Origin of the sequence: Hymenobacter sp. GOD-10R, assembly GCF_035609205.1 — a bacterium.
In the GTDB taxonomy this organism is placed as follows: Bacteria; Bacteroidota; Bacteroidia; order Cytophagales; family Hymenobacteraceae; genus Hymenobacter.
Genome location: NZ_CP141184.1, coordinates 3,045,917 through 3,071,504 on the forward strand (window position 1 = coordinate 3,045,917; position 25,588 = coordinate 3,071,504).

The 25,588-nt window shown below is 56.4% G+C and carries 18 protein-coding genes; 10 read left to right on the forward strand and 8 right to left on the reverse strand.

Annotation, left to right across the window (positions count from 1 at the left end):
• Positions 1–174: 174 nt before the first annotated feature.
• From SD425_RS12280 to SD425_RS12300, 5 genes are all read left to right on the forward strand, one after another.
• Positions 175–1,245 carry a ketoacyl-ACP synthase III gene (locus tag SD425_RS12280; RefSeq protein WP_324678949.1) on the forward strand — a complete coding sequence of 357 codons (1,071 nt, stop codon included), beginning with the start codon at positions 175–177 and terminating at the stop codon, positions 1,243–1,245.
• A gap of 70 nt (positions 1,246–1,315) precedes the next feature.
• Entirely contained in the window at positions 1,316–2,062 is a 747-nt protein-coding gene (locus SD425_RS12285) for an RNA methyltransferase (RefSeq protein WP_324678951.1), read from the forward strand.
• Between the two features lie 429 nt (positions 2,063–2,491).
• Positions 2,492–3,115, forward strand: coding sequence for a (2Fe-2S)-binding protein (locus SD425_RS12290; protein WP_324678953.1), 624 nt, complete (start codon positions 2,492–2,494; stop codon positions 3,113–3,115).
• Positions 3,112–4,095, forward strand: a complete 984-nt coding sequence (locus tag SD425_RS12295) for a xanthine dehydrogenase family protein subunit M (protein ID WP_324678955.1) — start codon at positions 3,112–3,114, stop codon at positions 4,093–4,095. The genes SD425_RS12290 and SD425_RS12295 overlap by 4 nt, the downstream gene beginning before the upstream one ends.
• A gap of 23 nt (positions 4,096–4,118) precedes the next feature.
• The gene (locus SD425_RS12300; RefSeq protein ID WP_324678957.1) at positions 4,119–6,377 is read left to right on the forward strand and encodes a xanthine dehydrogenase family protein molybdopterin-binding subunit; all 2,259 of its coding nucleotides are present in this window, start codon (positions 4,119–4,121) and stop codon (positions 6,375–6,377) included.
• Between the two features lie 231 nt (positions 6,378–6,608).
• Here the strand turns inward: SD425_RS12300 and SD425_RS12305 are convergent, their stop codons facing one another.
• The 7 genes from SD425_RS12305 to SD425_RS12335 form a co-directional block, all read right to left on the reverse strand.
• Positions 6,609–8,663 carry a M13 family metallopeptidase gene (locus SD425_RS12305; protein ID WP_324678959.1) on the reverse strand — a complete coding sequence of 685 codons (2,055 nt, stop codon included), beginning with the start codon at positions 8,661–8,663 and terminating at the stop codon, positions 6,609–6,611.
• A gap of 238 nt (positions 8,664–8,901) precedes the next feature.
• Positions 8,902–10,029 carry an outer membrane beta-barrel protein gene (locus SD425_RS12310; protein ID WP_324678961.1) on the reverse strand — a complete coding sequence of 376 codons (1,128 nt, stop codon included), beginning with the start codon at positions 10,027–10,029 and terminating at the stop codon, positions 8,902–8,904.
• A 25-nt stretch (positions 10,030–10,054) separates the two neighbouring features.
• Positions 10,055–10,906, reverse strand: coding sequence for a hypothetical protein (locus tag SD425_RS12315; protein WP_324678963.1), 852 nt, complete (start codon positions 10,904–10,906; stop codon positions 10,055–10,057).
• A complete protein-coding gene (locus tag SD425_RS12320) occupies positions 10,887–11,468 on the reverse strand; it encodes a sigma-70 family RNA polymerase sigma factor (RefSeq protein ID WP_324678965.1) in 582 nt (193 codons plus the stop codon). Before SD425_RS12320 ends, SD425_RS12315 begins: the two co-directional genes overlap by 20 nt.
• A gap of 208 nt (positions 11,469–11,676) precedes the next feature.
• A complete protein-coding gene (locus SD425_RS12325; RefSeq protein ID WP_324678968.1) occupies positions 11,677–12,036 on the reverse strand; it encodes a CoA-binding protein in 360 nt (119 codons plus the stop codon).
• A gap of 93 nt (positions 12,037–12,129) precedes the next feature.
• Complete coding sequence (locus SD425_RS12330; RefSeq protein WP_324678970.1) at positions 12,130–13,698, reverse strand: NAD(P)/FAD-dependent oxidoreductase; 1,569 nt, start codon at positions 13,696–13,698, stop codon at positions 12,130–12,132.
• Between the two features lie 144 nt (positions 13,699–13,842).
• Entirely contained in the window at positions 13,843–14,226 is a 384-nt protein-coding gene (locus tag SD425_RS12335; protein WP_324678972.1) for a hypothetical protein, read from the reverse strand.
• A gap of 494 nt (positions 14,227–14,720) precedes the next feature.
• Here SD425_RS12335 and SD425_RS12340 point away from each other — a divergent pair, with 494 nt between their 5' ends.
• Positions 14,721–15,872 carry an acyltransferase gene (locus SD425_RS12340; protein ID WP_324678975.1) on the forward strand — a complete coding sequence of 384 codons (1,152 nt, stop codon included), beginning with the start codon at positions 14,721–14,723 and terminating at the stop codon, positions 15,870–15,872.
• Positions 15,873–16,050: 178 nt separating this feature from the next.
• Here the strand turns inward: SD425_RS12340 and namA are convergent, their stop codons facing one another.
• The gene (gene namA / locus SD425_RS12345) at positions 16,051–17,121 is read right to left on the reverse strand and encodes an NADPH dehydrogenase NamA (RefSeq protein ID WP_324678977.1); all 1,071 of its coding nucleotides are present in this window, start codon (positions 17,119–17,121) and stop codon (positions 16,051–16,053) included.
• A 244-nt stretch (positions 17,122–17,365) separates the two neighbouring features.
• Between namA and SD425_RS12350 the strand changes: the two genes are divergently transcribed.
• From SD425_RS12350 to SD425_RS12365, 4 genes are all read left to right on the forward strand, one after another.
• The gene (locus SD425_RS12350) at positions 17,366–17,956 is read left to right on the forward strand and encodes a DUF2911 domain-containing protein (protein ID WP_324678979.1); all 591 of its coding nucleotides are present in this window, start codon (positions 17,366–17,368) and stop codon (positions 17,954–17,956) included.
• A 323-nt stretch (positions 17,957–18,279) separates the two neighbouring features.
• Positions 18,280–24,447, forward strand: coding sequence for an FG-GAP-like repeat-containing protein (locus SD425_RS12355; protein WP_324678981.1), 6,168 nt, complete (start codon positions 18,280–18,282; stop codon positions 24,445–24,447).
• Positions 24,448–24,735: 288 nt separating this feature from the next.
• A complete protein-coding gene (locus tag SD425_RS12360) occupies positions 24,736–25,209 on the forward strand; it encodes a GNAT family N-acetyltransferase (RefSeq protein ID WP_324678983.1) in 474 nt (157 codons plus the stop codon).
• Between the two features lie 100 nt (positions 25,210–25,309).
• Positions 25,310–25,579: a hypothetical protein gene (locus tag SD425_RS12365; protein ID WP_324678986.1), complete on the forward strand. Its 270-nt coding sequence runs from the start codon at positions 25,310–25,312 to the stop codon at positions 25,577–25,579.
• Positions 25,580–25,588 lie beyond the last annotated feature (9 nt).

Here is a 25,588-nt window from a genome sequence, read left to right on the forward strand (position 1 = left end):
GGCCGTGCGAACTTCACGGTCGAGGTATGCAGAAGAACTATTACCTTTAGGCTTACGTCTTGTGTTTTACTGTCCTGATAGGACAAGGTAAAACGGGAATCTGCGTTTGTCAGGTTGTGCCGCGTATTCACCTTATCCAGCCTGGTTTGATCGAGGCTAGTTGTTTATTTGTCCATGATCCGATCTGTGCTAGTAGCTAGTGGTAGCTGCATTCCCGACTTAGTTGTTTCCAACCAGGATTTTAGCACCACCCGCTTTTTCACTCCCGACGGCACCTTGATTGAACAGGCGGGTGCCGTAACCCTCGACCGTTTTCAAGCTATTACGGGTATCCGCGAGCGGCGCTACGCCCGTCCTGAGCAAACTGCCTCTGACCTAGGTTGGCTAGCCGCCGATGAAGCCCTGACTAGCTCCGGCATCGACCGCGAAAGCCTCGACTATGTCATTGTGGCTCACAACTTTGGTGATGTAGTAGATGGTAGCAACCGGGTTGATCTGGTTCCTTCGCTAGCCTCCCGCATCAAAGCGCAGCTCGGCATTCGGAATCCCGATTGCGTAGCATACGACCTCGCTTTTGGTTGCCCAGGCTGGCTCGAAGCCGTCATTCAGGCGAACTATTACATTCGCTCGGGCGATGCGCGTCGCTGCCTGGTAATTGGTACCGAAACCCTGTCGCGCGTAGTGGACCCACACGACCGCGACACCATGTTGTTTAGCGATGGGAGCGGGGCCGTGATTCTGGAAGCTAGCTCATCGGCAAACGCCGGCATCCTGGCACATCACACCCAGACCTACGCTCACGAATACGCTGGACTGCTGAGCATGGGCAAATCGTACGCGCCCGCGCAAAGCGAAAGCCCCGATCGGTTTATGAAAATGCAAGGCCGCAAGCTCTATGAGTTCGCGCTGCAACATGTGCCGCAAGTGGTAAAAACCGCCCTCGACAAAGCCCAGGTGCCGCTCACGCAAGTGAAGAAAGTGCTTCTGCATCAGGCCAATGAGAAGATGGACGTGGCCATTTTACAGCGCTTGTTCCAGCTCTACGGCGAAGCAAGCCCTAATCTGAACCTGATGCCCATGACGATTGGGTGGCTGGGCAACAGCTCCGTGGCCACGCTGCCCACCCTGCTCGACCTGCTGCAAAAAGGCCAGCTCGCAGACCATCGCCTGGAAACCGGTGACTTGGTGGTGCTAGCTTCGGTAGGCGCAGGCATGAACATCAATGCGGTGGTGTACCAGTGCTAAGCCGCATGGCGGTTTGCTTGTAAATTTGCCGAGCGTAGCGGTAGTCGTACTTTTCTTCGCTCCTTTATTTATGCTCTCCAAAGCACAGAAAACCCGCGTAGAACAACTAAAACAGAAAAAGTATCGGCTTCGGCACGAGGCCTTTCTGGTAGAAGGGGGCAAGAGTGTGCGTGAGTTGCTAGGCTCTGCTCTCACCACTGAGCACCTGTTTCTAACCCCGGAGTTTGCCGAAAAAATACGGAACGAAGTACCCCGCGGCGTGCCCGTCGAGCTGGTGTCGGAAGATGACTTAACGCGCCTCGGCACGCTGACTACCAACACCACGGCCTTAGCCATTGCGCAGCTGCCCCAGGAAACACCTCTGCATCTGGCCCCTAGCAAGCTCCTGCTCGCTCTCGACCAAGTGCGTGACCCTGGCAACCTAGGTACGCTCATCCGTCTGGCCGACTGGTATGGTCTGGCGGGCGTGGTCTGCTCCGATACTTGCGCTGATCCTTGGTCGCCAAAGACTGTGGCGGCAACCATGGGCTCTTTCACCCGCGTGCCCGTGTGGCAGCGCGACCTGCCCGCCTGGCTTGATTCCTTGCCAGCTGAATTACCGCGCTACGGAGCCCATCTCGAAGGCGACAATGTGCACCGCTTGCAGCTGCGCCCCAACGGCGTGCTCATCATGGGCAGCGAGTCGCACGGACCTAGACCGGAAGTGCTGGACCGCCTGACGCAGCGCCTCTTCATTCCCGGCGCTGGTGGGGCGGAAAGCCTGAACGTGGCCGTTTCAGCGGCCATTCTGCTTGATAACTTCCACCGGGAGTTATAGGCTACTTCATGACCTGATAGTTGATAGGTAGCTGATAATGAGTTATTAACGGGGCTTGCAAGCAGCTTTCGGAGCCTCGGTCCGGTCGCGATACTAGCGCAGACTCTAGAGTCTGCGCTGCACAGATACCGGCTTCGAAACCGCTCTAATGACAGGTTTATAACGCGTATACCGTAGCCTCTTAGAGCTATCTTGCGTAGATTGTAGGAGCGCCTATAGCAAGCTTAACCGTAGAAATGGCTTCGCCTACGGGCTGTATATCGATCAGAGGGGGGATGAATAATTTGTGCTGATGGTTTTGCTCGTGAATTCCTCTGCGGAACAATTCTCCTTGATCTAGTTTTAGTTACCTTTTACCTCAATTCTGAGGACGATACGTCCTTGTCTTTGTTTGGCGATTTATAAGTCCCACAATACCCTGCCACCGCTATGAACCCTGAACCTGAACAACCAAACCACGACGAGGCACGGCGAACGTTCCTCAAACAGTCGTCGCTGCTCACGGCCCTAGCTTTCACGCCGGGCTCGGTGTTAAAAGCAGCCGCCGCTGATTTAGATGAATCCATAGCGGCCGCATTCGAAAAGGTGCCCGTGCGCCTCGATATTAACGGCCATAAACACAAGTTATCCATCGAGCCGCGTACCACGCTGCTCGACCTGTTGCGCGAACAGCTTGGCCTAACCGGCACTAAAAAAGGCTGCGACTACGGCCAATGCGGAGCCTGCACCGTGCACATCGATGGCAAGCGTGTGAACTCCTGCCTGACTTTCGCGGTGATGCAGGAAGGCAAAGAAATAACTACAATCGAAGGCCTAGCCGACGGTGACAAACTGCACCCGATGCAGGAAGCCTTCATTAAGCACGACGGCTTTCAGTGCGGCTACTGCACACCCGGCCAAATCATGTCGGCTGTGGCCTGCGTGCGCGAAGGCCACGCCGATTCGGAAGATGAAATTCGAGAGTTTATGAGCGGCAACATTTGCCGGTGCGGCGCCTACTCCAACATTGTGGCGGCTATTCAAGAGGTAAAAGGAGGGGGGCAAAAGGTATGAACCAGTTTCAATACGTACGACCTACCAAGCAGAAGGCGGCTATCGATGCGCTAGCCAAAGACCCTAACGCTAAGATTATTGCGGGCGGCACCAACCTTATCGACCTGATGAAGCGCGGCGTCATGACACCGCTTAAGCTGGTTGATATTAATAAGCTGCCAATCAGCAAAATAGAGCACGAAGGCAATAACCTCCGCATCGGAGCCCTGGCGCTGAACGGCGCGGTGGCTGAAGACAAGCTGGTGCTAGAACGACAGCCGCTGCTCGCCCAGGCGCTCAACGCGGGTGCTTCGGCGCAGCTGCGTAACATGGCCACAGTAGGCGGCAATATGCTGCAACGCACCCGCTGCCATTACTTCTACGACACGGCTTTGCCTTGTAACAAGCGGGAGCCAGGCTCTGGCTGCGGTGCTCTGGAAGGCTTCAACCGCATGCATGCCATCTTTGGCTTCAGCGATAAGTGCATCGCCGTGCACCCCTCTGATATGAGCGTGGCCCTCGTCGCGTTGGATGCGACGGTGCTGGTAAGTGGCCCCAAAGGCGACCGGCGCATTCCTTTTGCCGAGTTTCACCGCCTGCCCGGCGATACGCCCCAGCAAGACACTAACCTAGGTCAGGGCGAGCTGGTGACGGCCGTGGAGATACCGGATGCGCCATTCACCAAGCACGTGCACTACCTTAAAGTGCGGGAGCGGGCTAGCTATGCCTTTGCCTTGGTGTCGGTAGCAGCGGCGCTCAGCATTGAAAATAACACCATCAAAGATGCCCGCCTGGCCATGGGCGGCGTGGCTCACAAGCCGTGGCGCCTGACGGAAGCCGAAAAAACGCTAATCGGCAAGCCTGCCACGGAAGAGTCGTTCCGGCAAGCGGCGGAAGTGGCGATGCGTGGTGCTAAAGCCTTCAAGTACAATGCGTACAAGCTAAAGCTAGCTCCCAACTCCATTGTGCAAGCGCTTAAGACGGCCGCTGCTGTTGCCTAACACCCACGTTCCAAGACCTCAAGATGAAAGAACAACTTCAGAAAAGTCAGAGCGGCGCCATTGGCGAACCGATGGACCGGGTAGATGGTCGGCTGAAAGTAACGGGTGCCGCCAAGTACTCGGCTGAGTACCAATTGCCTAACATGGCGCATGCCGTGTTGGTGGGCAGTACTATTACCAAGGGCAGCATCAAGAGCATCGACACGCGTCAGGCGGAGCGGGCGCCAGGGGTGCTAGCCGTTATTACCCACCTGAACTCACCCAAGGTACCGGGCTTCGCCGAGCGCGACCACCCCGCCGAGCCTGCTACGGCCGGGCAGCCGTTGCGCGTTTTCCACGACAACAAGGTGCTGTTCAACGACCAGCCCATTGCCGCCGTCGTGGCCGATACATTGGAGCGGGCCCGCTACGCTGCGTCGCTGGTGAAAGCGCAATACGACCAGGATAAGCACCAGACCAATCTGGAGGCCAACCTAGGTCAAGGGTATTTGCCCGTTCAAGCCAAAAAGAACCCTAAGTCGCCGCTAGCCGACTACCAGCGCGGCGAGGTAGATGCCTACAAAAATGGCGCTGCCAAACTGGAAGCCGAGTACGTCATTCCATCCGAGATGCACAATCCGATGGAGCTGCAATCGATTATTGCCCATTGGGAGGCGCCCGACAAGCTGACGGTGTACGATAAGACGCAGGCGGTGATTGGAACTCAGAAGGCGTTTGCCAAAGACTGGGGCATTCCGGAAGCCAATGTGAAGGTGATTGCCACGTTCGTGGGTGGTGCTTTCGGCAACGGGTTGCACACTTGGCCTCACGAAACTGCGGCCATTATTGCGGCCAAGAAAGTAGGTCGCCCGGTGAAGCTGGTGCTAACCCGCGAGCAGATGTTCACGATGGTTGGCTACCGGCCCTACACCTGGCAGAAGATTGGGATGAGCGCTACGCCCGACGGCAAGCTGACGGCTATTACCCACGAGTCAGTGGGGCAAACATCAAGCTACGAGCAATTTACCGAATCGACGTTGCAGCAGACGCGGATGATGTACACGTCGCCCAACGTGACGACCCGCTACCGCATCGCCTCGCTCGACGTGAGCACGCCGATCTGGATGCGCGGTCCGGGGGAAGCGACTGGCGCCTTCGCCCTCGAATCGGCCATTGATGAAATGGCGCACGCCGTAAACCTAGATCCACTAGAATTTCGCCTGCGCAACCACACCGATACGGACCCTGACAACGGCAAGCCCTGGTCGACGAAGTACTTAAAAGAGTGCTTCCAAATGGGGGCGGAACGCATTGGGTGGAGCAACCGGAAGCAGCAGCCTGGCTCAGTGAAAAACGGTGACTGGCTCGTGGGCTACGGTATGGGTGTGGGCACGTTTGGCGCGCACCGCGGCTCGGCGAAGATGAAGGCCATCCTGACGAAAAAAGGCACAGTCGTACTCCAAAGTGCCACCACCGACATCGGGCCAGGTACCGGTACCGCTATGGTGCAGATTGCCGCTACTACCCTGGGCCTGTCACCAGACAAAATCACGTTTCAGCTAGGTAATTCCACGTTTCCGACGGCGCCCTCGCAGGGAGGCTCCTCCACGGTGAATACGGTGGGGGCGGCCGTGCAAGACGCCTGTATCGCGCTGCAAAACAAACTGCACCAGCTAGCTTCGGCCACGCCCAATGGTGGGGTTTTTAGCGCTGCCAAACCCAGCGATATTGTTATCCAGGAAGGGCACCTGAGCCTAGCCAATGACAAGCTGGCGAAGGCGGCTTACTCGGATCTGCTCAGGCAAAACAACGAGGCCGAAGTGGAAGTGACCATCGAATCGAAGCCAGGCGGCGACCGGGATAAGTACTCGATGTACTCGTACTCGGTGCATTTCGTGCAAGTGCACGTGCATTCGCTCACGGGCGAAGTGCGGGTGAAGAAAGTCATTTCCTGCGCCGATGCGGGCACCATCGTCAACCAGAAAACGGCCGGTAACCAGATGATGGGCGGCGCTGTGGGCGGTATCGGTATGGCTTTAACCGAAGGCGCCGTAATGGACGACCGATTCGGCCGCTACGTCACGAAGGACCTAGCCGACTACCACGTACCCGTGCACGCCGACGCGCCAAACATGGAGTTTGCTTTCGTGAATAAGCCCGACCCGCACGTGAATGCCCTAGGTACCAAAGGCATCGGTGAAATTGCCATCATTGGTATGGCGCCAGCCATTGCTAATGCCGTGTTCAACGCCACAGGTAAGCGCATTCGCGAGTTGCCCATCACCCCAGATAAGCTGATCTAGTTTTAAAGCGAAGCTCCCCTCCTTTTTTAAGGAGGGGTTGGGGGTGGTTGCTAGGACTAGAGCTAAAAGCTAGGTTCTACTTAGTTTATCGTTCTAACGACATTAACCACCCCCAACCCCTCCTTAAAAAAGGAGGGGAGCTTCGTTCTAGTTTTAGCTTTCGGCTTACAAAAAGCCTTCCCTCGCTATTGAGGAAAGGCTTTTTTGTTTTCTTCAAAACCTAGCTATTTGCTACCAGATCTTCACGCGGGCGCTATCTGGGCGGTAGAGCTTCTGGCCTGGCTGCACGCCGAAGGCTTGGTAGAACGCTGGTACGTCGGCGAAGGGGCCGTTCACGCGCAGGTTGGCGGGCGAGTGCACGTCGGTGAGTACGCGCTGGGCCAGCACTTCGTCGCGTTGGTGGCTCTGCCAGCCCAGGGCATAGCCGAGGAAGTATCGCTGCTCGGGCGTTAGGCCACCGATCTTTGCCCCCTTCTTGTACTCGTCGGTTTTCTTGTAGGCATCCAACGCAATGACGATACCACCTAGGTCGGCAATGTTCTCGCCGGCGGTGGCTTTGCCATTGATATGCAGGGAGTCGAGTACTTGGTAGCCATTGAACTGGCGTACAATGCCGTTCACGCGCTGCTGGAATAGCTTACGGTCGTTCTTCGTCCACCAGTTGCGCAGGTTGCCCTTCTCGTCAAACTGGCTGCCCTCGTCGTCGAAGCCATGGGTGAGCTCGTGGCCGATGGTAGAAGCGCCCGCGTACCCGTAGATGATGGCGTCGTCGGCATCTTCATCCTTCAGGCCCGGCACGGCAAAAATGGCGGCTGGCAACACGATTTCGTTGTTGCTGGGGTTGTAGTAAGCATTGTAGGTCTGCGGCGTCATGTCCCACTCGGTGCGGTCGACGGGCTTGCCTAGCTTATTAATGTTGTATTGGTAAGCCCACTGCCGCGCCCGCATCACATTTTGCACGTAAGAGCTGCGGTCAATTTTGAGGGTAGAGTAATCTTTCCACTTATCGGGGTAGCCCACTTTTGGTGTGATCTTACCTAGCTTCACCAAAGCCTTTTGTTTGGTGGAATCGCTCATCCAGTCGAGCTTCTGGATATGGTCGTGGAAAGAAGCTACGATGTTGGTTACCAGCTTTTCGTGACGCTCCTTGGTGGCCGGCTTGAAGTATTCCTTCACGAATAGCTGCCCGAGTGCCTCGCCCATGGCGTCCTCTTCCTCATCCAGCACGCGCTTCCAGCGGGCGCGCTGCTCTTTTTGGCCGCGCAAAATGGTGCCGTAGAAGTGGAAATGCTCGTTATCCAGCGGGCGGCTTAGGTTGTCGGCAAAAGCATTAACCAGGTGCCATTGCAAATATGCTTGCCAAACAGACACCGGCGTGGTCTTCAGCAGTTGACCGGCTGTTTTGTAGAACTCCGGCTGGCCCACAATCACCGTATCGGCTTTGGCGAGGTCTACCTTCGCAAGCCACGCTTGCCAGTCGAGACCGGTGCGCTTACCTAGGTCGGCCACGGTCATCTTATTGTAGTTGGCGTACGGGTCGCGCAGGGCTTCGAGCTTGCGCGAAGAGCCAGCCAGCGTTGTTTCGAGCTTCAGCACTTGGGCACTGTTGGCCTTAGCCGTCACTGAATCCTGGCCGAGCAGCCGGAACATTTTGGTGATGTGCTTGGCGTACTCATTACGGATGTTAGCCGTGCGGGTATCTTTATTGAAATAGTAGTCGCGGTTGGGCAGACCTAGGCCAGCCTGCCAAAACTGCAACGCCATTTTCTCGCTATTCTTGGCGTCTTGCCCCACATACAGCCCAAATAGGGCATTCACCCCAAGTGGCTTCAAACGGGCAATTTCATCCTGCACATCCTGGGAAGTGCGCAGGGCGGCAATGCGGTTTAGCTCAGGTTGCAGGGGCTGAATACCTAGCTTGTCGGCCTTCAACGAGTCTATGCCGGTAGCCCAGAAGTCTCCGATTTTCTGTTGTACGCTGCCGGCAGTGGCATTGGCTTGGGCAGCCTCCTGGTTGATGGCCTTCAAGCGGGCGTACACTTCCTCCTGCACTTCGGAGCCAATACCCCACGAACTTTCGGAGGCCGGAATAGGGTGCTTCTTGAGCCAAGCCCCATTGGCGTAGGTGAAAAAGTCGTCGCCGGGGCGAACGGTGGTGTCGAGGTTCGCCTTCAGCAGATCGGGTTGTGAAGCGGTCGACTTGTTGTTGGACTGGCAACCTGCCAGGAGCGGGCCCGTCAAGGCGCTCAGCAGCAGCCAGCGGCCGACGGAGGCGACTTTATTCATGCAGAAAAAGGTGGAAAAGTGAAGTGTTATGGTAAATCGAAAGTAGCACCGCAGGCTGTACTTTCGATGAGCTTGCTGTCATGTTGTTGGACACAAAAAAAGCCTGACAGATGCATCTGCCAAGCTTTTAAAATGTAGCGCGAAGCGGGAGCTTGGCGCATCGGTGAACGATTGTTCTTGTAATGACCTAAGCCGAGTCATTTTGCGGTGCGCGAAGCGAGAGCTTCGCGCTACACGCCTACAAGAAGGTGATACCGAAGCTGAGCGTTTGGGCTTGTGGACCGCGGTTTTCCTTGAATAAGTCGTTGAGGTTGTACTTCACGAACAGGTCCAATCCGCGCACCCCGATGATGCCTTGCAAGCCGTACTGGAAATCTTCCAGGTTATAGCTGCCCCGGTCTTTGTCCTTTTTGGTGCTGCCGTCGCGGTCATATTTGAGTTTGGTGTGGCTGCTGAGGCGGTAGCCAGCGAACCCGCCGGCGCTGAGGCGGAACGACTCGTGGCCTTTCTGGTCGCGGAAGTACAGTTGTGCCATCAGAGGCAAGTTGAGCGTGGTGGTAGCTAGCTTGCTCTTTTGCAGGTTCAGCGTCGATTCGCGGTCGATATACGACTGGGTGTCGGTTGTAAACAGGCGGGCGTTGTTGTCGAACATGTAGTTGTTGAAGGCAACTTCAGGGCCTGACACCAGGTACAAGGGGCTGCCTACGGCGCCTAAGCGCCATGAGTGCCGCCATTGAAAGCTGATGTAGCGGGAGCCAAGAGGCCGCAGGGCGTAATCATAACCACCAAGAGCGGGCTTGCCACGGTTCACCAACGTGTTCAGACCTAGGTCCATGGTGAAGTTGCTGTGGTGAGGGCGGTTGAACCGAGCTTCTGATTTGGCTTTACGTACCGAGTCGCGGTTGCTGGTGTCCATGTGGCCCACGTGCACTTTCACGTTGTCGCCGTTGTCGTCATCGTCTACCACCACTCCGAAGGAAGGGCCGAGGCGTACTTCCACGTGGTCGTTGCTGGACCCAGCGCTCCGGGAGTTGCGCACCGTCACCCGGATTTGCTCCGGCATCGATTTGCCAGGCTGGTCTTTGTCGGGGTAAAACTCCATCGTGACCTGACCGTTTTTGGAATTCTTACCGGCGGTTTCGGCCTGAGTGATGTAGGTGTCAAGCAGGATCATCAGCGAATCGAGCTTGTAGTTTCGCATCTGGCGGAGTTGCGCTTTGTTCTTGACGAACAGCGTCATGATAGCCTGATTAGGCAGCTTCACCACAATGGTGTCGGTGAAGGCGGGTGGGGTCGTGCGGGCAAAAGCGGGCGCGGCTAGCGAGGTCAAGAGCAGAAAAGCTAGCAGCGAAAAGAAGCGTTTCATGACGAAGGAAAAGAAGAAGTGAAGACTAAGGATGGGGAGCAGTAGTGTAGGATTCCACTTGCGCCGTGATGATTTCAGGAATAGCCACTCTGGGCAGGTTAACTTGACGCCCGTCGAGAACCACATTACCTACTTTTTTGCCGGCTTTCAAGAGCAAGTTGCCTAGCCCTCGGCGACGGCCAGTTTCGGCATCGGCAGCGTACGCTGTGGCGCCCGGCATGGCGTTGTCGTGGCGTACTTCCACGATAATGGGACCCGATGGCGCGGCCGCGGCCACCAGGGTAGCGGTACTAGTCGGCTCGGAGCTAGGCAGGGCAGCGTGGACGACCACTGGGCGTTCCGGATGCGCAACAGCGGGCTTCGTAACGGCCACTGCCTGAATCGGAGCGGAGCTAGTAAGAACAGATTTAGGTGTTGTCGAGCGGGCGGGCGAAGTGGAACGAGCCACCGCGCGGCGGGCGCTAGAAGTTGAAGAGGCCGACCGATTGGTGTGCACTGCCAAAGTCGGTTCCTGCGTAGAAGAAGCAGCGGCGGCTAGCCTTTCCGAACTTGCTTCTGACTCCTTAGATGCAGTTTCGGAAGGAGCAGTTGCCTGGGTGGTTGGCTGATTGAAAGATTTTTTTTCGGTTTGTTGCTGGCTCCTTGTTGTGGCTAGCTCCTGGGTTTCGGTACCTAGGCCAGGGCCGCGGAGCAGCCAGCCAGCTCCTACTACGAGTAGCAGTGCCACCACGGCAGCTGCGGCGTAGAGCCACATGACCGGCCGCTTCTTGGCGGGTTGCAGCTCCTCTTCGAGTTGGGCCCAAAGGTAATCGGGCGGGGCGGGGGCGTGGTGCTGTAGCTTCTCGCGAAACAGCTTATCAATATCTTCCGGTTGCATAATATTCTTTGGGTGAGGAGGTGGAGCCCGACGCCTGGGCATTGGCGACGGCGAGGCGGCGCTGGAGCATTGCCCGCGCCTTGCTCAGCTGCGATTTAGAAGTGCCCTCCGAAATGCCCAGCAGCTCAGCAATTTCGGGGTGAGAATAGCCCTCTAGCGCGTAGAGGTTAAACACCGTGCGGTAGCCCGCAGGTAGTTCGGCCAATACGGCCATCATGTCGGCGGCGTTGAGCTGGCTCTCCGCGTCGGCAGGGGTGATGGCTAGGTCGGTGGGGTAATCGTCGATAGCTAGGTGCAGAGGCTCTTTGCGGCGAAGTTGCCCCAAGGCCTCGTTGACCATAATACGGCGAATCCACCCTTCGAAGCTGCCCTCGTGCCGGTATTGATCTAAGGCCCGAAACACTTTCACAAACCCACCGAGCATAGCCGACTCGGCGTCTTCCCGGTGCCGCAAATAGCGCATGCACACACCCAGCATCAAGCCCGCAAACTGCTCGTAGAGCAGCTTTTGAGCCCGGCCACTGCCTTGGCGGCAGGCGGCGATGAGGTCAGCTTCATTCACGGGTGTAAAGGTTTTGGCGATAAATGGGCGTTTGGTAGGGTAGATGGAGGGAAGCTAGCAACAGTTGCCTGGGTGAATAAAATAAATTTCCCGCCCAGGGCGCGGAAGAGACGCCGAGGGCGCAGAGTTCTAACGGTGCGAATCGTCAGCGCTCTGCGCCCTCGGCGTCTCTTCCGCGCCCTGGGCGGGAACTTGACGTAAGAAGCAATTAGTAGTTACCGACGGAAAGCATCACCAGCGTGCATGCTTCTTCGGTCCGAATACCTTTGGCTTGCGCCATTTGCTCCAACTCCTCGTTCTCGGTACCGGGATTGAAGATGATGCGCTTCGGCTTGAGGTCCAGGATATAATCGTACCAGGCGGGCTGGTTCTGCGGCCCTACGTAGAGGGTCACGGTATCCACGCTTTCTTCGGTGGGCCGATCGGTGTGAATGTCTAGGCCGGCTACCTGACCCTTGCGGATGCCCACGGGCACCACCTCGTGGCCATGGCTTTTGAGCATATTAACGGCGCGGTACGAATAGCGGGCAGGATTGTCGCTGGCGCCAATGACAACGGTCTTTTTCATAAGAATGGTGATTCAACTGTTCAAAAACGTCTGTCATCCCAAGCTAGCTCAGGGCGACAGACGAGCAAAAGCTGCCAAATAATAGTACGCAGTTTAAACCAACGTGGCCATAGCCTCGGCGCACCGCTCGCCATCCATGGCCGCCGACACGATGCCGCCTGCGTAGCCTGCGCCCTCACCGCACGGAAATAGACCTTTGATTTCGGGGTGCTGGAGCGTGTCACGGTCGCGGGGAATGCGCACGGGGGAAGAGGTGCGACTTTCCACGCCTACGATCTGGGCAGCGTTAGTCGCATACCCCGGAATCTTCTTACCAAAGTCGCGGAAGCCTTGGCGCAGGCGCTCGGCCAGGCCAGCACCGAGCACATCGTCCATGCGCACCGGCACGAGGCCCGGTTGGTATGATGTTTCCAGCAGTTCGGGCGAGACTTTGTTCTTCAAGAAGTCACCTAGCCGCTGGGCCGGCGCTAGCTGCGTGTTGCCCGCCAATGTGCATGCCCGCTGCTCAATTTCCTGTTGCAAGCGCAAGCCAGCCAACGGACCGTGCTGGGCTAGGTCCATGTCTTCCAGCTCAATAGCAGCCACAATACCGGAGTTAGCAAAGCGTGAGTCGCGGCGCGAGGGCGACATGCCGTTCACTACCACTTCGCCCGGCGACGTGGCCGCCGGCACAATAAAGCCGCCCGGACACATGCAAAACGAAAAGACGCCCCGCTGCTTGCCTTTCCATTGCGTTTGGTGCACCAGCGAATACGAAGCCGCGGGCAGCTGCCCTCGATCAGTGCGGCGGTACTGGGCTTGGTCGATGAGGGCTTGTGGGTGTTCCACGCGCACGCCAAGGGCAAAGGGCTTGGCCTCAATGAGCACCCCACGGCGGTGCAGCAGCTCGTAAATATCGCGGGCCGAGTGCCCGGTCGCGAGGACGACGCCATCGGCCTCGATGGTCTCGCCGGCGGCCGTAACGATGCCGCGCAGGTGCTGTTGCTCCAAAATCAAGTCCGTCACGCGGGTGTCGAAGCGCACTTCACCCCCAGCTTGGCGTACTGAGTCGCGTAAGGCAGCCACTACCAGCGGCAGCTTATTCGTGCCGATGTGGGGGTGGGCATCGACCAAAATTTCGGGCGTAGCGCCGTGCTGCACCAGAATCCGCAGGATCCGTTGAATATCACCGCGCTTCGTAGAGCGGGTGTAAAGCTTGCCGTCGGAGTAGGTACCCGCCCCACCTTCGCCGAAGCAGTAGTTGGAATCGGGGTTCACGATATGCTCCTTATTAAGCGCCGCTAGGTCGCGGCGACGGGTGCGCACGTCTTTGCCCCGCTCCACTACAATGGGCTTGATACCTAGCTCGATAGCGCGCAGCGCAGCAAACAAGCCCGCCGGACCCGCCCCTACAATCAGCACCGTGCGCTTAGCCTCACTGACATCGGGGTAGTGAAACCAGGGACCAAAAATATCGCGGGGTGGGGGCGTGAGCCATACATCGGCCCGCAGGCGCACGAGCGGTTGCCGCCCGCGTGCATCGATGGAGCGGCGCTTGAGGTGAACAAAGTCAGCTTGGCCAGGCTGTAGGCCAGCGGCATCGAGCAGCGCACGGTAGCGCGCAAATTCGTCGTAGGCTACTTCTGGCGGAAGCAGCACTTCAATTTCTTTTCTATCAGACATAAGGAGGGTGAAAGGGAGCTAGCCTTCAAACCAAGTAGTAAGCAGACAAATAAGCAGCCATGGTAGTTCAGTGGCACTCCCGCCCTGGTAGCACCTTTGAACTAGCCCCAGGCTACTCTATGGACTGTATCCGGAGCCGTAGCCTTACCGCACCACGAGCGTATCGACGATGAAGGTAGTGGCGTCACGCAGGAACTTCAGGTAGTACGTGCCGGGCTTCGTGGCGCTGAATGTGTAGTCGGCCTGGATAGGCAGCTTCGTTTGTGTGCAGGTACAACCTTCGTAGCTAACTTTCGGAGCCACTTTTACGGTGTCGCCAAGGCTAGCCTCAACGAAGCTGTCGAACTTGCCGCAGCCATTTTCAGCCTCAAAATATACAGTGAATTTTGTGCTCGTATTCACCTGGGCTGTTTTTGGGCCGGTCACTTGGGTTGCGTAAACGACAGCGGTGGCATTGCAGGTGTTCTCAGAATCTAAGCTGCAGCTGCCAAGCCAGAGGCAACCAAATAGAAACAGCAAGTTCTTCATAATGGCAATAAGGTGCGGTTTACAAAAGCGGAGGCAATTTATCACTCTTTGGTTGCATCAGATCAGAAATGCCCATCCGAAAGTAGTCGCCTCGTAAGCGTGAAAGGAAGCTAGCAGCTAATGCTCTTAGCCATAGCCGGATGATTTGTACATTTTTTATTAAATATATGATTTATATAATTTAAAAAAGCAGAATCGCCTAATGTTTCTAGGCGAAAACGGAATATTATCTTTATATAGATAAATTATTGATTATCAGTAATATGTGTTATATTTTGACGTCTTTTGATCGAGTGGGTAAAGAAAAACATATTAGAAGAAAGCAAATTCTTAATAAAAAAAGTCAAATTTGCGTAGAAATAGCCCTTCACAAGGAGGGACAGTGTAGGAGCTTAGAGTGATTTTATACTTGAACCTGAGTATTGGCTTGAGTTTGCCTGAAAGCAGCAAGATCTATAGGTCTTTTGTGCACAAGTGTATTATGTTCCTTTGTTATGCTCTACCACAAATCAGCAGAAGTTAGTGAAGCGTTACGCTATTCTATCAAGGACAAGTTTGTTGTTGATTTAACTGCTACAGGCACGCCTGCACCAGTTGATACTTCTATAAATTCGTCTACCACCAAGAAGACATGGTTTGCTGGACTAAATAGCATACGCTTTATTCTAGCTTTTATTGTGGTGTTATCGCATTGCCCTAACCCCATCCAGGTTTTCCTTCGCGATTCAAGTATAGGAGTTGTCAGGTACCTAGGTATGTTTATGGCCGTGTCATACGTTGGTGTGGCCGCAGTAATTGCTTTTTTTATTATATCCGGTTTCGTAATCCATTACCCTAACAAGGCGGGAATACGAGATATTAAAAAGTTTTATACCAAGAGAGTCGTTAGAATATTAATTCCGCTGCTCACTATTCAATTAATCGGCATGCGCTTTGGAAATCCAGAGCGTGATGTTGTGTGGAGCTTATATTGTGAGCTGATTTATTATGCTATCTATCCGCTGCTGGTTAGAATAAGACTCACTTGGCATACTAAATTACTCTTGTCTTTTGCCGTCGCTAGCGTCATTATTTTTCTTGTTAGCAAAAATGATATTCTATCCATGCTCACCCAGTCGGATAGGCACTACAGCGGCGAAATCTGGCAGTTCGGCATCGGGTACACATGGCTGATTGGCTTACCATACTGGCTGCTAGGGGTAAATCTGGCAGAACGGATCGATAGCCTGAATCAGCAGATAACTACCAAAAAAATATGGCTGCTACGGAGCAGTATGTTCTTTGCCTCCGTGCTGTGCTGCGTGCTAAGATTTCACTCCTTTGTGCCCTACGGTGTGTCAATGCTAGTCATAGCAGTACCGATGGTAAAATGGCTGGAAGCAGAGATACTGTATTATAAGACGCAGCGGCCTGTCCAAATTTTAGAAAAATTTGGTAATTTTTCTTACTCGCTGTATTTATGTCATCCTCTACTTATTGCTATTCTGTTGCCGATCTTGCCTATTAGTAATTCTTCTTACCTCGTTTATTTGTTTGTGTGTGTAGTAGGTGCGTATGTATTCTATTCGCTGCTGGAAAAACCAGCTCACATGATAGCTGAAAAAATAAGTAATAATTTTTTGAGTGCTAAAGTGAAGAATATTTAATGCTTACATGCTTAGTGATAAACTAGGTTGTTGTAAAACAATATTCTTGTTCCAACAAACGAGGTGCCTTAAGCTAGTTTTGGACTACTAGTGTTTAGCGCAAAAAGAGATTATTCTGCACCATAAACACAAACGGCCGGACTACTAGTCCGGCCGTTTGTGTTTGTAAGAATGCTACTTACTTGCCTCGTTTAGCGCGCTGGTATTGTACAGGCCACTCCAAATCGGCACCTAGCTCCTGGGCGGCGTGCAACGGGAAATAAGGGTCACGCAGAAGCTCGCGAGCCATCAGAATTAGATCAGCTTGGTTGTTGGCCAGGATGTCTTCGGCTTGCTGGGCGGTAGTAATAATACCCACGGCGCCCGTCGGAATGTTAGCTTCCTGCTTGACGCGAGCGGCAAACTCCACCTGGTAGCCTGGCCCCACGGGAATCTCGGCCTGGGGTACGTTGCCGCCAGTAGACGTGTCGATCAAGTCGATCTGCTTGTCCTTGAGCACCTTTGCGAGCCTTACGGAATCCTCGATGGTCCAACCGCCCTCGGTCCAGTCGGTGGCTGAGATGCGCACCAGAAGCGGGTATTCGGCGGGCCACGTTTCGCGTACGGCGTCGATGATTTCGAGCAGCAGACGAATCCGGTTTTCAAAAGAACCACCGTAGTCATCGGTGCGCTGGTTGCTCAGAGGCGAGTAAAACTCGTGTAGCAGGTAGCCGTGGGCAGCGTGAATTTCAATGACTTTAAAGCCAGCCTCCAAAGAACGCCGGGTGGCTTCGCGGAAGTCGTTGAGCACCTTTTGGATGCCAGTCTGGTCGAGCGCCACCGGCTGTGGATACGTGGGGGAGAAGGGAACCGCGCTCGGGGCGACGGTTTGCCAGCCCTGCTCGGCTGGTACGGCGCCTTCGCCCTTCCAAGGGCTAAAGGTGCTGGCCTTGCGGCCGGCGTGGGCAAGCTGAATTCCGGGCACTGAGCCGTGCGCTTCCAGGAAAGAGGTAATACGACGCAGGCCTTCAATGTGCTCATCTTTCCAAATACCTAGGTCGTCGGGGGTGATGCGGGCTTCGGGCGACACGGCCGTTGCCTCGAAAAGGATGAGTCCGGCGCCGCCTACTGCCCGGCTGCCGAGGTGAACCAGGTGCCAGTCGTTGGCGAAGCCATCCTGGCTGGAATATTCGCACATAGGCGAAACGACGATTCTGTTTTTGAGCTCAAGGCCGCGCAGGCGAAGCGGACTAAAAAGTTGTACTGCCATGAATAAAAAGTTCTGGTAAAGGCTGATGGATCGTCGCGCAGACGAGCAGCCCGATGCCATGTAGTACCCGCCTGCGCCGCGAAAGTTTCCAATGCTCAGCTCATAGCATGGCCGCGCGTTGCCGAGTTCAGCGAATCAAGTAGAACGGTACCCAGAACATAAGTGAAGAAAATAAGATACTTTGAGCAATAAATTCAGCCGGATGGCTTTTTACTCGCACATCATTCTTTCTCCCAACACCCTTATGAAAAACCTGCTCTCCAAACGCCTCGCTACCAGCCTAGGATTAGCGTTGTTCCTGTGTGCGGCGGCTACTACCGCGAGCCACGCCCAAAACACCAACATGCAGACCACCAAAGCGCCAGAAGATAAGTCGAAGCGCCCGAGCCCGCCGGCTAAGGCCACGGCTACCGTTGGTGGTGCTACTGTGACCATTGACTACAGCCGTCCTTCAGTGAAAGGCCGCAAAATATTCGGCGAACTAGAGCCGTACGGCAAGGTGTGGCGCACCGGCGCCAACGAAGCCACCACGTTTGAGGTCAGCAAAGACGTGAAGATCGAAGGCCAAACCCTAGCTGCCGGCAAATACGGCCTGTTCACCATTCCTGGCGAAAACGAGTGGACCATCATCTTCAACAAAACCGCCAATCAGTGGGGCGCTTTCAAGTACGACGCTAGCCAAGATGTGCTCCGCGTGAAAGTGAAACCAAAGAAGCTAGCGCAGCTCACCGAAGTGTTCACCATCAACCTCGACAAGTCGGGCAAGGTGGCTATGATGTGGGAAAATACCGAAGTTGACTTCACGGTAACTAGCAGCGGTAAGTCGTCGATGTAGCCGTCGCGCTAACCTAGTTTTTGCCTTTGGCCCTGGTCACAGCCGCTCTGTTTCGCTAACGAAACAGAGCGGCTGTGACCAGGGCCTTTTCAATTTGAGAAAGGTTGCATGAATTAAAATTAATAGTACTATAAAAGGCTAAAATAGGATATAGTACGGCGAGAAAGTAGCTTTAAGGTATCTGCTTCCTAATGAGTTACCAGCTTATGCAGGCGATGATTTTCCAGACGCGCAACCCTTGAAGCTGGGTGTCCCTCGGTGTCGCTACGGCGGCTTTTTTTAATTCCACCCAACCCATTCCTTTACCTATTCCCTTTCTACTTATGCTATTACATCGTACCTTTTCTTCCTATCCGTTACCCTTGTCTGCCCGGCTTTCAATTGCCGGGCGCATAGGCGCCTTCTTACTGCTGCTGGCAACGAGTGCCCAGGCCCAAACGCCGACACTGACGGGCTTTTCGCCCACGCGCAACGCCCGCACGGCGGCGCGCACCACCAACGTAGCAGCAATGTTCGGGCAAACGCTCGGTAATACCGCCAGCACCCAGCAAGCGCTGAAAGTTTTTAGCCAGCAGGCTGGAGGGCAAAAGTCAGGTGCTACGACGGTGAGTGGTAATACGCTCTCCTTCAATCCAACGGCCGATTTTAAAGCGGGCGAAACCGTGCTGGCTACCGTGACCACCGGTGTGCAGAGTGGCGGCGGGCAAAACCTAGCTACCGCCCAAGTGCTTCAGTTTACTACCGCCGTGACGCCCAGCGCTGGCACCTTTGGGGGCGGCTCCGCTGTGCCAGTGGGCCCTGATACACGGGGCCTAGCCGTGGGCGACATCGACGGCGACGGTGACCTGGACCTAGCCACCCCTAGCTTTGGAGTAGCAAGCGGGAGTGTAAGCGTACGTCGTAACAGCGGCAGCGGTACCTTCACGGGCAACGAGGAAGTTGCCGTGGGACCGTACGCCCGTAGCGTAGCCTTTGGCGACGTGGATGGTGACGGCGACCTCGACTTGGTAACGGCAAATGGCACTAGCGACGCGGCCGTGAGTATTCGGCTGAACAATGGCAGCGGCACCTTCTCGGGAAGCCAGAACATTGCCCTGAACCGGGAAATGAACGACGTAGCCCTGGGCGACGTGGACGGCGACGGCGACTTGGATATTGTGGTCGCAGGACCAGTGGGTATCGTGATTATGATCCGCAACCTAGGTGGGGGTACCTTCACCGGTATCAGTAGCTTTTTATTTACTACTAGTGATATCTACAGCCTCGTTTTAGGCGACGTAGACAGTGACGGGGACCTTGACTTCATTGCCAACGGCTATACCACTGGCCGCACCGTTACGCCAGGCCAAGTGCGAATCGGATTTAATGACGGCACCGGCACCTTTGTCCCGGCGGCCCCAATTCTGGTTGGGTTATTTTCGCAAGACGTAAGTGCCGGCGACCTCGACGGCGATGGCGACCTGGATCTTGCCGTTGCCAACCGGGGGAGCAATACCGTTAGTTTCCTCTTAAATAACGGCACTGGTGCCTTCACGAGTGGGGGCGAAATTGGGTTGGTCGACGCTAATAGTGTGTCATTGAACGACGTAGACGGCGATGGCGACCTAGATCTGCTGGCGGGCAGTCTTTCGACTCCTTACCAGGTAAGCGTGCGCCTCAACAACGGCGCGGGTAGCTTCTCGGGGAGCCAGCAAATCAGCGTCGGGAACAGCTCGGCCCGCCTGGAACTCGGCGACCTAGATGGCGACGGCGACTTGGACCTGCTGGCGGCTGGTGGCAACACCGTGAGTGTGCGTCTGAATCGTAGCCAACCCGTGTTGGCGAGCTTATCGGTTAACGCGGGGGCAGTGGGCAGCAGCGTGGTACTGACAGGCTCAGGCTTCACTGGGGCAACCAGCGTTACCTTCAACGGAGTGGCGGCTACTAGCTTCGTCGTCAATTCGGCCACGCAAATTACTGTCACGGTGCCAGCGGGTGCCACTACGGGCCCTGTAGTAGTCACGACGCCGGAAGGCACCAGCAATGGCCTGCCATTCACGGTGAGTGCGGCTCCCATCGTGACGGCGGTGTCGCCCGCGCGCAATGCACCCTCCGCGCCGGGCACTTCGGCGGTTTCGGTAACCTACAACCAAGCCTTGAGCGACAATGCCACTACTCGGCAGGCGCTGAAGGTGTTTAGTCAGCAGGCCAGTGGCAAAAAGAGTGGTACGACTACCGTATCTGGCAACTCCATCGCTTTTGCACCTAGCACGGCGTTCAGACCCGGCGAGACGGTGTTTGCGACGGCTACCGCCGCGGCCCAAAGCAGCACAGGTGTGGCTGCTACGCCACATGTGTTTCAGTTTACGACCGCCACCGCGCCGGCCACGGGCGTATTTAGTGGATCTGAGGTAAGCGTGGGAACAGGACCCGCAAACGTCGCAGTGGGCGACGTTGACAGCGACGGCGACCTGGATCTGGTGACCCGCGGCAGCGGCAATACAGCTACGTTACAGCTTAATACGGGTGCGGGCACCTTTACTACGAGCTCCGTGGTGAACCTAGGTGGTGCGCCGGCTGACCTAGCTTTTGGAGATGTGGATGCTGATGGTGACTTGGATCTGCTCACGTTGAACGCCAACAGAACCATAAGCGTGCGCCTCAACAATGGTAGCGGAACCTTCTCGGGTACGCAGGAAATCGTCCTCATTGGCAATCCAAGCCCAGAAGCTCTATCGTTGGCAATCGGCGACATAGACGGTGACGGTGACCTCGACCTACTTGCTTCTTGCAGCTCGCCGAGCAGCATAGCTGATACGCGCGGCACCATTTACGTGCGGTTTAACAATGGCGCTGGGACGTTTACGGGGGATGTTGTGCTAGATGTAAACGTGCCCGTGAGCATTGCGCTCGGTGACATCGACGGTGACGGCGACCTAGATCTGCTGGCGCCCTTCTTCGGGACTGGACGCGTCTTCGGCAACTTTGTGGCGCCTCGCCTCAATGACGGGGCTGGCAACTTTAGTGAAGTAGGAACCTTGACGACTTTGGACTATTTTCCGGCAGGAGTAGCCTTGGGCGACCTCGACCGCGACGGTGACCTCGACCTAGTAACGGCCAACCGATCCAGCACCGTCAGTGTCCGCCTCAACAACGGTGGCGGAACTTTCACGGGTAGCGAAAATCTGCCGAGCAACGAGGCCGCCCGCGTAACGCTGGGCGACGTCGATGGCGACGGCGACCTCGACCTACTCGTAACCAGTCTGGCCAATACCGTGAACGTGCACCTGAACAACGGTACGGGTGGTTTTGGGGCAGCTCAACTGGTGGCAGTTGGCACAAATCCCCTAGGCATTGCTACTGGTGACCTAGATGGCAACGGAACCCTGGATTTTCTGACGGCAAACAGCATGAGCAACACCGTGAGTGTACGTCTGAACCAAGCCGCTGCTACGTCGGCATTGGCCGTCACGGAGCTGAGCCCGGCCCGCAACGCCCGCTCGGCCCCACGCGTCGCCGATGTGGCCGTGACCTTCAACCAAGCCCTGAGTACGGGCGCCGCCACACAGCAAGCGCTGAAGATATTCAGCCAGCAGGCCGGCGGGCGCAAAGCCGGCACGGCTACCGTGAGCGGCAACACGCTTGCGCTCAACCCGACGGCGGACTTCAAGGCAGGCGAGACGGTGTTTGCTACCCTCACCACAGCCGCGCAGAGCAGCAGCGGCGCGAGCTTAGCGAAGCCCCAGGTGTTCCAGTTTACCACCGCTACCGCACCCAGCAATGGTACGTTTGATGGCGGACCCAACGTCCCCGTGTTGTTGCCACAGGCTACAAAGGGCATCGTTGGTGACGTGGATGGCGACGGTGATCTGGATTTGGTGGCATTAAGTAAAATTAACACAGGAGCTAGCTTCGTAAGTGTACGCTTAAACAACGGCAGTGCATCCTTCTCCAACGCCCAGGACATAGCCGGGAACGGGGCGAATCTTTCGAATATTGCCTTTGGCGATGTAGACGGCGATGGCGACCTGGACTTGCTGATAACAGTTGCTCCTTTCCCTGGGCCGGGCACGGTAGGCGTATGGCTTAACAACGGAAGTGGCACATTCACCGCAAGCGCGCAAGTAACCATCGCTGGCCGCCCGTTTGAAGTGGCAGTAGGCGACGGCGACGGCGACGGGGATCTGGATCTGTTTGTCGCCAATGATGAAAACGTGGTTAGCATTTGCTTCAACAACGGCGCAGGTACGTTCAGTGGAATCAAGCAGGTCAGCGCCAGCTCTTTCAGGGGCTTAGCATTGGGCGACGTGGACGGCGACGGCGACCTGGACTTTCTCACAGCGGGCAATCAAGTTAACGGTTCAGTAAGTGTGCGCCTGAATGATGGTGCCGGCAATTTCAGCGTTGGTCAGGAAGTAGCCGTGGGTACTTTCCCCCTCGATGTGGCCCTGGGCGACTTCGATGGCGATGGTGACCTAGATATGGCCGCGGCCAATAGCGGCAACAGTACGGTCAGTGTCCGCTTCAACAATGGTCTAGGTAGCTTCAGCGGCACTACGGAAGTTGCCATCGGCGACAACTCGCACGGGCTGGATATCGGCGATGTGGACGGCGACGGGGATCTGGACTTTGTGGCGGCCAACCTCTTCAGTAATACGGTAAGCGTGCGCCTCAACAATGGGCAGGGTGCCTTCGTGCTTGGCCAGGAGGTAAGCGTAACCGGGCCGTATGATGTAACGCTTGGAGATGTGAACGGGGATAATAGAGTGGATCTGATAGCTCCTAGCTACAATGCTACCAGCGTAACAGTGCGCCTGAACCAGGCGAGCACCACGCCAGCGTTGGCAGTTATGTCGCTGTCACCCGCCCGCAACGCTCGCTCGGCTCCGCGCGCCACCGATGTAGCCGTGACCTTCAACCAAGCCCTGAGCACGGGCGCCGCCACGCAGCAAGCGCTGAAGGTGTTTAGTGCGCAAGCTGGGGGCCAGAAAGCTGGCACGGCTACCGTGAGCGGCAACACGCTCACGCTGAACCCCGCCACCGACTTTAAAGCGGGCGAAACGGTATTTGCGACGCTTACCACGGCCGCGCAGAGTAGCAGTGGGGCTAGCCTAGCCGTGCCGCAGGTGTTCCAGTTTACCACGGCCACCAGCTCGAGCAATGGCAGCTTTGGCGGCGGCTCCGACCCCGCTGTCGGAACTACCCCGCTGAGCGTAACCACGGGTGACGTGGATGGCGACGGCGACCTCGACCTGCTCACCGCGAACGTGAACACCAATACCGTATCCATTCGCCTCAATAATGGGGCGGCAGGCTTCGCGGGTAGTCAGGAAGTAAGCGTTGGGCGAGGGCCCTCCCAAGTTGTGCTGAGCGACGTGGATGGTGACGGCGACTTGGACCTAGCCACGGCCAACAGCCGCACCATCTTCCCCGGCACCGTCAGCGTCCGCCTGAACAATGGGCAAGGAAGCTTCAGCGGTACCACGGAAGTAGCAGTAGGCGACACGCCGCACGCCGTGGCGCTGGCCGACGTGGATGGTGACGGCGACTTGGACCTACTTGCCGCGAACTACACGGCTGGCTCTGGCAACACAAGCACTGTGAGCGTACGCCTGAACAATGGGCTAGGTACATTCAGCGGCACCCAGGACGTAAGCATCGGCACACGCCCCCTAAGTATTGCCGTGGGCGACGTCGATGCCGATGGTGACCTGGACTTCGTAACCGCCAACTCCAACCAAGTCACGGCCAGCGTGCGTCTCAACGATGGCAAAGGCACCTTCAGCGGCAGCATCGATGTGACGGTGGGGCCAAACCCCAATGGTGTGGCCTTAGGAGATCTTGACGGTGACGGCGACCTAGATCTGGTAGTTGCTAATGGTGACGCTGGGCGTCTACGCGTGCTGCCGAACACTGGCAATGGTACGTTTGCCGCCGGGCAGGAAGTAGTCGTTGGAAGCTTGCCGCAAGGCGTGGTGCTGGGCGACGTGGATGGCGACGGTGACCTCGATCTTGCCACGGCCAACAACGGCTACGACGCGGGGCGCACCGTGAGCGTGCGTCTCAACAACGGCAGTGGCAGCTTTGGCGGCGCGCAGGAAGTGAACCTAGGTGCTGCTCCCTCTGGCTTGGCCCTAGCCGACCTCGATGGCGACGGCGACCTAGATCTGCTCACCGCCAACAGCAGCAGCAACACCGTAAGCGTGCGCCTCAACCAAAACGCGGCCCGTGGTGTGCTGGCGGCATCGGCAGCGCTTATCGAGCAAGTGAGCGTGTACCCCAACCCGGCCCATACCACAACGCAGTTGCTACTGCCCGCAAGTTTGACGGCCCAACCCATGCAAGTACGCGTGCTTAACTCGATGGGGCAAGTGGTTTGGGAGCAGCAGCTAACGGCCCGGCAGACGACCGCTACCTCCCAATTGGTGTTGGGCAAACTCCCAACAGGTGTGTATAGCCTGCGTCTAGGTACCGCCGCGGGCGTAATCACCAAGCGCTTGCTGGTCGAGTAAGCTACAGCGACTACACCAGTAGCCGGTCCCGTCAGCAGCCCGCCGACGGGACCGGTTTGTTTTAAGCCTTTGGGAATAAATGCAGTTACACTGCTGGTTCGTTTGCCAGAAGAGTGTCACTGGCCGACTGACCAGTCGCAGAAAGGCGAGGAGCTGGGCTAAGTTCAGGGATGCAAATTGTATAGTAGATTGCATCAAAGCGCCACCTAGCTTCGACCCCAGAGCCTATTAAAAAACGCGGTTCTACCACTCAAACCTAGCTTTTGCTCACGCTAAACTGCTTTGCGCATGCTTCACCTTACCCGCACCACGTCCGACAACCCCGATTTTCGCCAGCTGGTGCAACTACTCGACCAGGATCTGCAAGTGCGCGACGGCGCCGAGCACACGTTTTACGCGCAGTTTAATAAGGTCGACACCATTCGGCACGCCATCGTCGCCTACCAAGGAGAGGAACCCATTGGCTGTGGGGCTTTCAAAGAATTCGCCGAAGAGCTTGTTGAAATCAAGCGCATGTTTGTGCTGCCAACGTGGCGCGGCCAAGGCATCGCCGCCGCTGTACTAACGGAACTGGAAAGTTGGGCGCGAGAGCTAGGATACCGCGGCTGCGTGCTGGAAACGGGTAAGAAACAACCCGAAGCCATTCGATTGTACGAGAAGTCTGGCTACCATTATATTCCAAACTACGGCCAGTACATCGGCGTGGAAAACAGCGTGTGTTTGCAAAAAGACCTCGGGTTGGCAGTGGCGGCAAGAAGCTAGCCTAGCTCGGAATGACAATATCAGTGTCTGATTAAGTCCATTAAACCTTTCGCCGAGGAGGCGTTCTAAGCAAGCAGAAATAGTCTTAAATGCTTGTCCTATGTCTTTGCGCACAGCTTTTTCGATTACAGCATTGCTGGTGGCCACTTGGTCGGCGTTGCCGGCGCAGGCACAATACGGATACTATCGACGCCCGGCCCGGCGCGTTGTGGTGGTGCGCCCCATGCCGCGGCCCGTCTACGTAGCGCCGGCTCCGGGCGTGGTGGTGCCCCTGCGGCCCGTGGTAGTCGCACCAGCGCCCGTTATCGTACGGCCCCGCCTCGTGTACGTGCGACGGCCGCGGCCCGTGGTGGTGTACCGGCGCTACTAGTAGGCTGTT